The organism is Pseudoalteromonas tetraodonis (assembly GCF_002310835.1).
Classification (GTDB): Bacteria; Pseudomonadota; Gammaproteobacteria; order Enterobacterales; family Alteromonadaceae; genus Pseudoalteromonas; species Pseudoalteromonas tetraodonis.
Genome location: NZ_CP011041.1, coordinates 1 through 13,908 on the forward strand (window position 1 = coordinate 1; position 13,908 = coordinate 13,908).

Annotated in this window: 10 protein-coding genes; 7 read left to right on the forward strand and 3 right to left on the reverse strand. The window is 41.2% G+C overall.

Features of this window, described 5'->3' with window-relative positions; all coding sequences use genetic code 11:
- Nucleotides 1-160 precede the first annotated feature (160 nt).
- The 7 genes from dnaA to PTET_RS00035 all read left to right on the forward strand — a co-directional run bounded on the left by dnaA (nt 161) and on the right by PTET_RS00035 (nt 9,862).
- On the forward strand, nt 161-1,549 hold the full coding sequence (dnaA, locus tag PTET_RS00005; protein ID WP_008467048.1) for a chromosomal replication initiator protein DnaA: 1,389 nt from the start codon (nt 161-163) through the stop codon (nt 1,547-1,549).
- Between the two features lie 13 nt (nt 1,550-1,562).
- Entirely contained in the window at nt 1,563-2,666 is a 1,104-nt protein-coding gene (gene dnaN / locus PTET_RS00010) for a DNA polymerase III subunit beta (protein ID WP_008112965.1), read from the forward strand.
- Between the two features lie 15 nt (nt 2,667-2,681).
- Nucleotides 2,682-3,776, forward strand: a complete 1,095-nt coding sequence (recF, locus tag PTET_RS00015; RefSeq protein WP_028834900.1) for a DNA replication/repair protein RecF — start codon at nt 2,682-2,684, stop codon at nt 3,774-3,776.
- 12 nt (nt 3,777-3,788) lie between these two features.
- Complete coding sequence (gene gyrB / locus PTET_RS00020) at nt 3,789-6,215, forward strand: DNA topoisomerase (ATP-hydrolyzing) subunit B (RefSeq protein ID WP_096038053.1); 2,427 nt, start codon at nt 3,789-3,791, stop codon at nt 6,213-6,215.
- Nucleotides 6,216-6,355: 140 nt separating this feature from the next.
- Complete coding sequence (glyQ, locus tag PTET_RS00025; protein WP_004588055.1) at nt 6,356-7,258, forward strand: glycine--tRNA ligase subunit alpha; 903 nt, start codon at nt 6,356-6,358, stop codon at nt 7,256-7,258.
- Nucleotides 7,259-7,260: 2 nt separating this feature from the next.
- Nucleotides 7,261-9,330: a glycine--tRNA ligase subunit beta gene (gene glyS / locus PTET_RS00030; RefSeq protein ID WP_096038054.1), complete on the forward strand. Its 2,070-nt coding sequence runs from the start codon at nt 7,261-7,263 to the stop codon at nt 9,328-9,330.
- A gap of 82 nt (nt 9,331-9,412) precedes the next feature.
- On the forward strand, nt 9,413-9,862 hold the full coding sequence (locus PTET_RS00035; protein ID WP_096038894.1) for a hypothetical protein: 450 nt from the start codon (nt 9,413-9,415) through the stop codon (nt 9,860-9,862).
- Nucleotides 9,863-10,003: 141 nt separating this feature from the next.
- Here the strand turns inward: PTET_RS00035 and tusA are convergent, their stop codons facing one another.
- From tusA to fadB, 3 genes are all read right to left on the reverse strand, one after another.
- Nucleotides 10,004-10,243 (reverse strand): sulfurtransferase TusA, encoded by a 240-nt coding sequence (tusA, locus tag PTET_RS00040; protein ID WP_028834902.1) that lies wholly within the window; start codon nt 10,241-10,243, stop codon nt 10,004-10,006.
- A gap of 249 nt (nt 10,244-10,492) precedes the next feature.
- On the reverse strand, nt 10,493-11,662 hold the full coding sequence (gene fadA / locus PTET_RS00045; RefSeq protein ID WP_033102898.1) for an acetyl-CoA C-acyltransferase FadA: 1,170 nt from the start codon (nt 11,660-11,662) through the stop codon (nt 10,493-10,495).
- Nucleotides 11,663-11,666: 4 nt separating this feature from the next.
- Nucleotides 11,667-13,826 (reverse strand): fatty acid oxidation complex subunit alpha FadB, encoded by a 2,160-nt coding sequence (gene fadB, locus PTET_RS00050; RefSeq protein ID WP_096038055.1) that lies wholly within the window; start codon nt 13,824-13,826, stop codon nt 11,667-11,669.
- Nucleotides 13,827-13,908 lie beyond the last annotated feature (82 nt).

Here is a 13,908-nt window from a genome sequence, read left to right on the forward strand (position 1 = left end):
TCAACAATTTTATAAAAATCAATCTTTTACTTGTGGATAAAGTGCATTCATAATAGTCGGTCTTGGGCTGCTTATTGAGCCATTTAAACGCAATACAGGTGTGATTTTTGAATCATTATTGATGTGCGGGAATAAAAATTATATCTCTGGGAGTTTTACTGTGTATCTGTCGGTTTGGCAAAGTTGTTTATATGTATTGCAAGATGAATTGCCTTCGCAGCAATTTAGTATGTGGGTCAGACCACTTCAAGCAGAAAGTACCGAAGATACCTTGACGATTTATGCGCCTAATCGTTTTGTACTTGATTGGGTAAGAGAAAAATACCTAAATAGAATAAATGAGTTACTGGTTGAAATTTGTGGTGTAGAAGCCCCTGAATTACGCTTTGATGTAGGCAGCAAGCCGCTATTAAATGCACAAGCTGCGCCGGTAGTTGAAACACAATCAGCACCAAGTACGCAAGCAACGGCAAAACAACAACCTCGAGAACAAAAACCAGTTGTTGAGCCCGCTCCTAAATCGGGTTATAAATCAAACATTAAAGAAAACTATACCTTTGACAGTTTTGTTGAGGGTAAATCTAACCAATTAGCAAAAGCGGCTGCCACTCAGGTAGCAGATAATCCTGGCTCTGCATTTAATCCTGTTTTTATTTACGGTGGTACGGGCTTAGGTAAAACGCATTTATTACATGCGGTAGGCAACGGTATTATGGCCAATAAGCCAGATGCTAAAATTGTCTACATGCATTCAGAACGCTTTGTGCAAGACATGGTTAAAGCACTGCAAAATAATGCGATTGAAGAATTTAAGCGTTATTACCGCAGTGTTGATGCACTCATGATTGATGACATTCAATTTTTTGCTAATAAAGAACGTTCACAAGAAGAGTTCTTTCATACCTTTAATGCATTATTAGAAGGTAACCAGCAAATTATTTTAACCTCTGACCGTTATCCTAAAGAGATAGAAGGGGTTGAAGATCGCCTTAAATCTCGTTTTGGTTGGGGATTAACTATCGCGATTGAGCCGCCAGAGCTTGAAACACGCGTTGCCATTTTGATGAAAAAAGCTCAGCAAAGTAAAATTAATTTACCGCATGAAGTGGCATTTTTTATCGCTAAAAAATTACGTTCAAACGTACGTGAACTTGAAGGGGCTTTAAACCGTGTAATTGCTAATGCAAACTTTACCGGCCGCCCAATTTCTATCGACTTTGTAAAAGAAGCACTGCGTGATTTACTCGCACTGCAAGATAAACTAGTCACCATAGACAATATTCAACGTACGGTAGCAGAATACTATAGAATACGTGTGTCTGATTTACTGTCTAAGCGCCGCAGTCGCTCTATAGCAAGGCCGCGCCAAGTTGCCATGGCATTATCTAAAGAACTCACTAATCACAGCTTACCTGAGATTGGGGATGCCTTTGGTGGGCGTGACCATACAACAGTACTGCACGCGTGTCGCAAAGTTAAATCATTACGTGACGAAAGCCACGAGATTAAAGAAGATTACCAAAATTTAATAAGAACATTGTCATCTTAGGGCTGACTTTATTATGCAAATAACAATATCAAGAGAACAATTTTTAAAACCATTGGTGCAAGTATCGGGTGCCATAGAGCGTAAGCATACGTTACCCATTTTATCTAACGTATTACTCGTGGTAGAAAATGGCCAGCTTTCAATGACAGGGACCGACCTTGAAATTGAATTAGTGGCGAGCGTGTTTGTAGGTGATGATGTTGCCGATACCAAGCTCACATTACCGGCTAAAAAATTACTCGATATTTGTAAAAGTTTACCGGATGGTTCTGATCTTACTTTAAGCTTGCAAGACCATCAGCTACTTTTAACCAGTGGTAAAAGTCGTTTTTCATTGACCACATTAGCGGCTGAAGATTTTCCTAATTTAGAGCAGTGGGATGGTGAAGTTGAATTTCAACTAACGCGTTTAGAGTTACGTAAATTACTTGAAAGCACGCACTTTTCAATGGCAAACCAAGATGTACGTTATTACTTAAACGGCATGTCGTTTGAAGTTGATAACAGCGATATAAAAACAGTCGCCACTGATGGGCACCGTTTAGCGATTGCACAAAAGCAACTAGGTCAGTCATTAAATACACAGCGCCAATTAATTATACCGCGCAAAGGCGTGCAAGAAATTATGCGCCTAATGGTTGCCGACCAAGAGTTAGTGACTATTCAGTTTGGTGCTAACCACATTCGTATTATTGATATTGAATTTACGTTTACGAGTAAATTAGTTGATGGCCGTTTCCCTGATTACCGTCGTGTTTTACCACGCGGTGGCGATAAAGTTATTACAGCAAACAGAGAATGGTTACGTAATGCATTTCAACGCGTATCGATTTTATCGAACGAAAAATTTCGTGGTGTACGTTTAAATTTATCAAACGGTTTATTAAAAATTACGGCTAACAACCCAGAGCAAGAACAAGCGGAAGAAGTAGTTGAAGTAATGTACGAGGGCGATGACCTAGAAATAGGGTTTAATGTGTCTTACGTGCTTGATGTATTAAATACATTAAAAACTGAAGATGTGTTATTTACACTTGCCGATTCAAATAGCAGTGCACTAATAGAAGGTGCAGGCGATGAAGAAGCGATGTACGTCGTTATGCCTATGCGTTTATAAGATTATAAATACATAATGAGCTTAAGTCATTTGAGCCTCAAATATTTTCGTAATATTGAGGCGCTGACGCTAGAACCAGTTAATGGCGTTAATATAATTTATGGTGAAAACGGCAGCGGAAAAACCAGCCTTTTAGAGGCTATATATTACCTTTCTCACGGCAAATCTTTTCGAACTTCTAAACATAAAAGTATTATTGCACACCAGCAAGATCAGTTTGTTATTCATGGCCGCAAAGCGTTATACGATTTATCTATCCCTATTGGTATTAGTAAAACCCAAGCGGGTGAAACCAATTTAAAAATCCAGGGTAAGGCGAGTCGAAAAGTATCTGAACTTGCCCAGTTAATGCCGGTACAAATAATAACACCAGAAAGCTACTCACTATTTTTTGGCGGTCCTAAGGAGCGCAGAAAATTTTTAGACTTAGGTTTGTTCCACGTGGAACATGAGTTTTTTTTCTTATGGCAATCGTTTAATAAAGTGCTTAAACAACGCAATGCCTTATTAAAATCTAAGCCTAAGAATTATTTTGACCAAATCAAGTTTTGGGACAAAGAATTTGTTAGACTGGCTGAACAAATAAATAAATTAAGAATCGCGTATATAACTAGGTTTAAGCAGCAATTTTTTGATAAAATGTGTGCAGAATTAACGCTAATACGCGATTTAGAAATTAGCTTCAATGCGGGCTGGAAAGAGAGTGAATCTCTTTGTGATGCGTTAGAGCAAAGTTTTGAGCGAGATGCTCGCCAAGGCTTTACAAGTAAAGGCCCTCATAAGGCTGATTTTAGTTTTAGTGTCGCTGGCAGCAGTGTTGAGAATGTATTCTCACGCGGGCAATTAAAGTTATTGTTGTATGCGTTAAAAGTAACGCAAAATAGCTTAATTGAGTCAGAGACAGATAAGCAATCAATATTGCTAATAGATGATCTACCTTCAGAACTAAGCGAAGATACAAAAGAGAAAGTGGGCCAGTTATTGACTCACTGTAGTTCTCAAATATTTATTTCTTCAATTTTATCTGAAAGTATTTCTGCTGTGGTGGAACCCATGCAACGAGAACTAAAAATGTTCCACGTGAAACATGGCAACCTAATAACAAGATAAGTGGGATTAACCATGTCTGAGAATTATGATTCGTCGAGTATTAAAGTACTTAAAGGATTAGATGCAGTAAGAAAGCGTCCTGGTATGTATATAGGGGACACCGATGATGGCACAGGCTTACACCACATGGTGTTTGAGGTCGTTGATAACTCTATCGATGAAGCCTTAGCAGGTCATTGTGATGATATTTATGTAACGATTCACTTAGACGGTTCAGTCTCTGTAAGAGATAACGGTCGTGGTATCCCAACTTCTATCCATGAAGAAGAAGGTGTGTCTGCTGCCGAGGTTATCATGACGGTACTTCATGCCGGTGGTAAGTTTGATGATAACTCTTATAAAGTATCAGGTGGCTTACACGGTGTTGGTGTATCGGTAGTAAATGCATTATCAGAAAAACTAACTCTTACTATTCGTCGCGAAGGCAAATTACACGAGCAAACATACAGCATGGGCGTACCTAACGCTCCATTAGCTGTTATTGGCGATGCTGACACTACGGGTACTGAACTGCGTTTTTGGCCAAGTGGCGAAACATTTACAAACCTTGATTTTCATTATGATATTTTAGCTAAGCGTTTACGCGAGCTATCGTTTTTGAACTCTGGTGTAAGCATCATCTTATCTGATGAACGCGAAGAAAATAAAACCGACCACTTTAAATATGATGGCGGTATTCAAGCGTTTGTTGAATACTTAAACCGCAATAAAACACCAGTACATAAAGGTGTATTCCACTTTACTCACGAGCGTGAAGAAGATGGTATTAGCGTTGAAGTTTCAATGCAGTGGAACGATGGCTTCCAAGAAAACATTTACTGTTTTACTAATAACATTCCACAACGTGATGGTGGTACTCACTTAGCCGGCTTTAGATCTGCGCTAACACGTACACTTAATAACTACATGGAAAAAGAAGGCTTTAACAAAAAAGCTAAAACAACCAGTAATGCAACGGGCGATGATGCGCGTGAAGGCTTAACAGCGGTTGTAAGTGTTAAAGTACCTGATCCTAAGTTCTCATCACAAACTAAAGACAAACTAGTATCAAGCGAAGTTAAGTCTGCGGTTGAGCAAGCAATGGCTGAAAAGTTTTCTGATTTCTTATTAGAAAACCCAATGGATGCCAAAATTGTTGTTGGTAAAATTATTGATGCAGCACGAGCACGTGAAGCGGCCCGTAAAGCCCGTGAAATGACTCGTCGTAAAGGCGCTATGGATTTAGCAGGTTTACCTGGTAAATTAGCTGACTGCCAAGAAAAAGACCCATCATTATCTGAACTATACATAGTGGAGGGTGACTCAGCTGGCGGTTCAGCCAAGCAGGGTCGTAATCGTAAAAACCAAGCAATTTTGCCACTTAAAGGTAAAATCTTGAACGTAGAGAAAGCACGCTTTGATAAGATGCTTTCTTCACAAGAAGTAGCAACGCTAATAACAGCCCTAGGTTGTGGTATTGGCCGTGATGAATATGATCCAGAAAAACTACGTTACCACAGCATCATTATCATGACCGATGCGGACGTGGATGGTTCTCACATTCGTACATTGCTACTAACATTCTTCTACCGTCAAATGCCAGAAATTGTTGAGCGTGGTTACATTTACATTGCACAGCCACCACTTTACAAAGTGAAAAAAGGTAAGCAAGAGCGTTATATTAAAGATGATCCTGCACTTGTAGATTACCTAACATCACTTGCACTAAATAATGCAGCGCTTTACACAAGCGAAGATGCAAGTGCAATTGAAGGTGAAGCGCTTGAGCAAATAGTACAAGATTACCAAAACACAGTTAAAGTAATTGAGCGCTTAAAACGTAAATACCCTAATACGGTAATGGAGCGTTTAATTTACCAAAGCGAGTTAAAAGTTGAAGACTTATCTAACGAAGCTAAAGTAATTGAGTGGACTAAAGAGTTAGTTGACGACTTAGTAGCACGTGATGAAGATGCAACAATTTTCCACGCTGGAACAGAGCATGATGCAGAGCGCAACTTGTACTTCCCGGTTGTGAATATTCGTCAGCACGGTGTGGATAAAGCACACGTATTACATTACGACTTTATCGCCTCGCGCGACTACCAACGCATTGCCGTTACTGGTACGAAGATCGCTAACATCTTAAAAGAAGGCGCTTATGTTCAACGTGGTGAGAAAACAAAACCTGTTGATAACTTTGTGGATGCTTTGGAATGGTTGATCGCAGAATCTAAGCGCGGGATCTATATTCAGCGCTATAAAGGATTAGGTGAAATGAACCCTAGCCAACTGTGGGAAACCACAATGGATCCTAGCGCTCGTCGTATGTTACAAGTAACAATTGAAGATGCTGTAGCGGCAGATCAATTGTTTGCAACATTAATGGGCGATCAAGTTGAGCCTCGTCGTGAGTTTATAGAAACCAACGCACTTCGCGTAGTTAACTTAGACGTGTAAAAAATTATACTTACATCTTAAAAGGAGCCTAATGGCTCCTTTTTTATTTTAACAACCGCACAAACTGCTTAAAACCTGCGTGTGCACAAGGTATACTGAGGGTAATTTTCACGCTACTTTCAGATAGTAAAAAGCCAAATATGCAAAAATATGACGTTAAAACCTTTCAAGGTTTGATCCTGGCTTTACAGGATTATTGGGCGCAGCAAGGCTGTGTCATTATTCAACCACTTGATATGGAAGTGGGCGCAGGGACATTTCACCCGCAAACATTCTTAAAATCTATTGGCCCTGAGCCAATGTCGAGCGCATACGTACAACCGTGTCGCCGTCCTACCGATGGCCGCTATGGTGAAAACCCAAACCGCTTACAACATTACTACCAATTTCAGGTAGTTTTAAAGCCATCACCAGATAATATTCAAGAGCTTTACTTAGGCTCACTAGAAGCGATGGGCATTGATACCCTAACTCACGAAGTACGCTTTGTAGAAGATAACTGGGAATCGCCAACACTAGGCGCATGGGGCTTAGGTTGGGAGATTTGGCTAAACGGTATGGAAGTAACGCAGTTTACTTACTTTCAACAAGTAGGGGGCTTAGAGTGCTCTCCTGTAACCGGTGAAATTACTTACGGCCTAGAGCGTTTAGCAATGTACATTCAAGGCGTAGACAGTATTTACGACCTAGTATGGGCAGACGGTCCATTAGGGCGTGTAACTTACGGCGATGTATTCCATCAAAATGAAGTAGAACAATCTACTTACAACTTTGAACACGCAAACGTAGATGACTTATTTGCACAGTTTGATAAGTGTGAAGCTGAGAGCCAAAAGCTAATTGAAGCAAATTTACCACTACCTGCTTACGAGCAAGTAATGAAAGCATCGCACGCGTTTAACTTACTCGATGCGCGCCATGCAATCTCAGTAACCGAACGTCAGCGTTATATTTTGCGCGTTCGAGCGTTATCAAAAGCGTGTGCACAAAGTTATTACGATGCACGTGAAGCGCTTGGTTTCCCGCTGTGTAAGGATAAGTAAGCATGTCAGCACAAAATTTATTAGTAGAAATTGGCACCGAAGAGCTGCCACCAAAAGCACTGCGAAAATTAGCAGAAGCCTTTGCCGCAAACTTAACTGCAGAGCTTGAAACATTAGAACTTGGGCATGAAGGCGTAAGCTGGTATGCATCGCCTCGTCGTTTAGGCTTGCAAGTAAAAGCATTAGAAGCAAAGCAGCAAGATAAAGAAGTAGAAAAGCGTGGCCCTGCAACTAAAGCGGCGTTCGATAGCGAAGGTAACCCAACTAAAGCAGCAATGGGTTGGGCACGTGGTTGTGGTATTGACGTAAGTGAAGCACAAACTCTTGAAACCGACAAAGGTGCTTGGCTTTTACATATTGCTAAAGTAGCAGGGCAAGACACTAAAACGCTGATGAGCGATGCCATTGCAAAGTCGTTAGCAAAGCTGCCAATACCTAAGCCAATGCGTTGGGGCGCGAATAAAACACAATTTATTCGCCCAGTTCATACCGTAACTATTTTATTTGGTGATGAACTTATTGAAGGTGAAATTTTAGGTAAGCAAGTAACTAATCAGTTACAAGGCCACCGTTTTCATCATCCAGAAAAAATTACCATTAACCATGCTGACGACGTTTTTGACGTATTAAAATCAGCCTACGTTATTGCTGATTACGAACAGCGTAAAGCGCAAATCCGTTCACAAATAGAAGACGCTGCAAGCGCAGTGAATGCGGTTGTTGCAATGGATGAAGACTTATTAGAAGAAGTTACTTCACTGGTAGAGTGGCCAGTAACGTTAACGGCAACATTTGAAGAAGCATTTTTAGATGTACCTGCCGAAGCGCTAATTTACACCATGAAGGACGATCAAAAATACTTCCCGCTATTAGATCAAAACGGCAAACTTTTAAATAAGTTTTTGTTTGTATCTAACATCGAAAGTAAAGATCCAAGTGTGGTTATATCTGGTAACGAAAAAGTAGTACGCCCACGTTTAGCCGATGCGCAGTTCTTCTTTGAAACAGATAAAAAGAAAACTCTAGAAAGTCGCTTAGAGTCACTTGATACTGTTTTATTCCAAAAGCAATTAGGTACGCTTAAAGATAAATCTGTACGTATTAGCGAACTTGCCGGCTACATTGCAGAGCAACTAGGCGCCGACAAAGACCTTGCAAAACGTGCTGGCCTATTAAGTAAAACAGACTTAATGACCGAAATGGTAATGGAATTTACAGACGTACAAGGTGTAATGGGAATGCATTACGCACGTCATGACGGTGAAGCTGAAGATGTCGCTGTTGCGCAAAACGAGCAGTACATGCCACGCTTTGCTGGCGATAACTTACCAACGAGTTTGATCAGCTGTGCAGTGGCTATTGCTGATAAGTTTGACACGCTGGTGGGTATTTTTGGTATAGGCCAAGCACCAAAAGGTGATAAAGACCCATTTGCACTTCGTCGTGCGGCCATTGGTGCATTACGTATCATGGTAGAAAAGCAGCTACCGCTTGATATTTTAGACCTGGTTGCTAAATCACAAACCTTGTTTGGTGAAAAGCTGACTAACCTAAATGTATCGACCGATGTATTCGAATTTATGCTAGGGCGTTTCCGTGCTTGGTATCAAGATGAAGGCATTGAGGTAGATGTAATTCAAGCGGTACTTGCGCGCCGTCCAACGAAGCCTGTTGATTTTGATCGCCGAGTTAAAGCCGTAAGCCATTTCCGCACTCTAGACGCCGCAGAATCGCTTGCAGCCGCTAATAAGCGTGTAAGTAATATTCTGGCTAAAAACAACATTACAACGCAAGGTGATGTTGATCAGAGCTTACTAAGTGACGACGCAGAAAAAGTATTGGCTGCGCAAGTTGCAAAATTTGCCACTGATTTAGCACCACTGTACAGCGATGGAAACTACCAAGAGGCATTAAGCCAATTAGCAGGCATTCGTGACAGTGTTGATAACTTTTTTGACAATGTCATGGTAATGGCCGACGATGAAGCGGTTAAGCAAAACCGCCTTGCGCTTTTAAGTCAGTTAAGTGGGTTATTTTTAGAAATTGCAGATATTTCTGTATTACAAAAATAACAGCTAACAGCTATTAAAAAAGCCAGCATAATGCTGGCTTTTTAGTGTTTTATTTATATTAGTTAATAGAGGATTCACCATGATGCTCCCAATGAAACGCATTTTCACGTTAGCCTTAGTGGGCTTATTGAGTGCTTGTACCAGCCAAATTTCAATTAACGACGTGTTGCCGCAGCAAGAATTGGATCGCAGTATTTATTTAAGAGGGGATTTCACATTATGGGATGCAGAACCTCAATATCAATTTCAAAAAGTCGGCCCTGCGCTTTATCAAGCTCAAGTTAGGTTTTCGACCCCAGGTAAAGTGTACGAATTTAAAATAGCTGATGCGGATTTTAGTGAAGGTTTTAACTGTGGCTACAGCGATTCACAGCCATCAGGGCAAAGCCTAACACTTGGCCAATCAACACGCGCCGATTGCAGCACTATTTACAACTACTTTAGTTACACACCAGCGATTAAAGGGTCGTATATAGTCAGCATTGATTTTAGTGACTACGATGAGCCGCAAGTGACGATAACGAAGAAGTAAAAGCTGTAAGTTAAAAGCTGTCAGTCGTTAGTTTAAAGATAAAATAAAAAACCGTGCTTGATTTAACAAACACGGTATTTTTATTTTGAGCTGATAGCTGATAGCTGATAGCTGATAGCTGATAGCTGATAGCTGATAGCTTTACAACCCTTTCTTCACCACATATCTATATGGTGACTCTTCAACTTCTTTAGCCACTAGCGTGTGATCCATGAACGTACAAAAGCTGGGTATATCACGGGTAGTTGAGGGGTCGTCGGCAATAATAAGCAGTGTTTCACCCTCGCTCATTTTGCGAATTGCAGCGCGCACCATCATCACAGGTTCTGGGCAGCGAAGGCCGATAGCATCTAATTGGTGATCGGGGTTATCAAAGCTCATAAAAATTACCTGTAAAAATAGTCGTGGCTTGGTTAGGTCGGGTAGTTTAGCGCAAATAAAGCTGTTGGTTAACTATTTTACGTATAACAAAACAGCTCAACTTATTAATAGATAATCTGAGATAAATTTAATGCACCCGATCACATTATTCATTTTAAACCTGCAAAAGCCGGTGGCATAAAAAAGGCGAACTAACTTGCGCTAGTTCGCCTTTTAATCACCAAGATGGTTTTACATGTTAAAAACTAATTAGTCTTGAACACGTTCAAATACAGTAGCAATACCTTGGCCTAAACCAATACACATAGTCGCTAAACCGTATTTTGCGTTATTGTCTTCCATTAAGTGAATAAGTGAGGTGCTAATACGCGAACCCGAACAACCCAGCGGGTGACCCAGTGCGATAGCGCCGCCATTTAAATTCACTTTTTCGTCAACCACATCCGCTAAACCTAAGTCTTTAAGTACGGGTAGTGATTGTGCTGCGAATGCTTCGTTAAGTTCAGCAACATCGATGTCATCAATAGTAATACCAGCTTGTGCCAATGCTTTTTTACTTGCTGGTACTGGGCCGTAACCCATGATTGATGGATCGCAACCGGCAACGGCCATCGCGCGAATATATGCACGAATTGGTAAGCCAAGTTCTTTTGCTTTTTCTTCGCTCATCACTAACATAGCTGATGCGCCATCAGAAAGTGCTGAAGACGTACCCGCTGTAACAGAACCCGTAGCAGGGTTGAACACTGGGCGAAGTTGCGATAAGCCTTCAACGGTTGTTTCAGGGCGAATTACTTCATCATCTTCAACAAGGATAAGTGAACCGTCAGCATCGTGACCTTCCATTGCTAAAATTTCGCGGCGGAAACGCCCTTCAACTGTTGCAGCATGTGCACGTTGATGCGAGCGGTAAGCAAACTCATCTTGTTGCTCACGGCTAATACCGTGAATAGTAGCAAGGTACTCAGCAGTTAAACCCATAGAGCCAGATGCTTGTGCAATTGATGTTGCTAAGCCAGGGTGAAAGTCGTTACCGTGAGTCATAGGTACGTGGCCCATGTGTTCAACACCACCAATTAGGTAAGTATCGCCAGCGCCAGTCATAATAGCGCGAGCAGCGTCATGCAATGCTTGCATTGATGAGCCACATAAACGGTTAACTGTGGTTGCTGGCACTGAATGTGGAATGCCTGCAAGTAGAGATGCGTTACGAGCAACGTTAAAACCTTGCTCTAAAGTTTGCTGTACACAACCCCAATAAATATCGTCAATTGACGCAGGGTCAACTGCTGGATTACGTTCTAATAAGCCTTTCATTAAATGAGCGCTTAAGTCTTCCGCACGTTTGTTTTTAAATACGCCGCCTTTTGAGCGACCCATTGGTGTGCGGATACAATCTACAATTACTGGATTATTCATGATATTAACCTTCCACCTTATAGAAAACACGGCCTTCTTCAGCCCACTTGCGAGTTTGCTCTGATACTTGGTAAATCGCACCTAGGTGAGCGTATTTGTCTGCTGCTGCAACAAAGTTAGCTAAACCTGTTTGATCTAAGTAACGGAACGCGCCGCCTCTAAATGGAGGGAAACCAACACCGTATACAAGTGCCATATCAGCTTCTTGAGGAGAAGCAACAATGCCTTCTTGTAAACAAAGTAGCACTTCGTTGATCATTGGGATCATACAACGGTCAATGATTTCTTGTTTATCAAATTCTTTTGGTGCGTCTGTAATTGGTGCAAGTAGTTCAATCGCTGTTTGGTCATGCGATTTTTTAAGACGACCGCGACGGTCTGTTTCATACTTGTAAAAACCTGCTTTGTTCTTTTGACCAAAACGTTTTTCGTTAGCAAAAACAGTCACTGGATCTTTCTCTGCACGTGCCATACGTTCAGGGAAGCCGTCTGCCATTACGCCAGTACAATGGAAAGCAGTATCAATACCGACTACATCAAGTAGGTAAGCCGGACCCATAGGCCAGCCAAATACGTTTTCCATGACTTTATCTACTTTTGCAAAGTTAGCGCCTTCAACCACTAATTTGCTAAAGCCTGCAAAGTAAGGGAATAAAACACGGTTTACAAAAAAGCCTGGGCAATCGTTAACAACAATCGGCGATTTACCTAGTTTAAGTGCGTAATCAACCACGGCATTAATGGTTTTATCTGAGGTTTTTGCACCACGGATAATTTCTACTAATGGCATTTTTGGTACTGGGTTGAAAAAGTGCATACCACAGAAGTTTTCTGGTTTTTCAAGTGCTTCTGCAAGTAGGTCAATACAAATAGTCGATGTATTTGACGTGAGCACAGTGCCTTCTGGCATATTCTTTTCAAGATCAGCAAGTACGGCTTGCTTCACTTTAGGGTTCTCTACTACCGCTTCAACAATAATGTTGGCGTTTTGTAGGTCTGCATCATTAAGCGTTGGTTTGATTTTGCTAAGCGTTGCTAGCATTTTTTCCATCGGCATATGGCCGCGCTTAACTTTTGCACCTAATAGCTTAGACGCTTCACCCATACCTAAGTCAAGTGCATCCTGTTGGATGTCTTTCATGATGATTGGTGTACCTTTATAAGCAGATTGGTATGCAATACCGCCGCCCATAATACCTGCGCCTAATACAGCAGCTTGTTTAATTTCTACATCGCTGTGCTTAGCAAATTTACGTGCTTTACCTTTAATGTATTGATCCGCTAAAAAGATACCTGTTTGCGCGGCTGCTTCGTTGGTACGAGCAAGCTTTGCAAAGTTGGCATTTTCAATTGCCATTGCTTCGGCGCGTGAGCAGTTTGCTGCCGCTTTAATAGTGCGAACGGCCATAACTGGAGCAGGATAGTGGCCTTTGGTTTTACCCATTACCATACCTTCTGCCATTGCAAAGCTCATGCCTTGCTCAACACGGTTTAATTTAAGCGGTTGTAATTTTACAGCGCGTTTTGCTTGCCAATCTAGCTTGCCAGCAATCGCTAATTCTAATGTTGCTATACTTGACTCTTGTAGTTTGCTAGCACTAACTACTGCGTCAAACGCACCTACTTTAAGGGCATCAGCTGCGCGATTTTCGTTACCTGTGGTGATCCACATCATCGCGTTATCGGCACCAATAATGCGCGGAAGGCGCACTGTGCCGCCAAATCCAGGCATTATGCCTAATTTAACTTCTGGTAAACCCATTTTTGCTGAGTCACTTGCAACACGATAATCGGTAGCAAGTGCCCACTCACAGCCGCCGCCAAGCGCCAAGCCGTTTATAACACTTAGTGTTGGGAATGGTAAATCTTCAATTGCATCAAAAACGTCAGTTGCATCTTTGATCCACGTTACTAATTCTGCTTCAGGTTTAGTAAAAGTAGGTAAAAATTCGAAGATATCTGCACCAATAATAAAGTGGTCTTTATCACTGGTAAAAATCATGCCTTTAATATCAGCGTTAGCGGCTAATTCTTTTAATGCTGCCGCGCAATCTGAAAGAGTTTGTTGAGATAATGTGTTTACAGAACCTGTAGCACAAAACTTAAACTCGGCGATGTTTTCCTTCACGAAGCTAACTTCAAAGGAATCGCTTTTATATAACATTATTATTCTCCCTAGTTGATGAACTAAGACTGGTACGATGAGTTCATATTCAGACCAGTGTGCTTGCTTTAAATTAAAAATG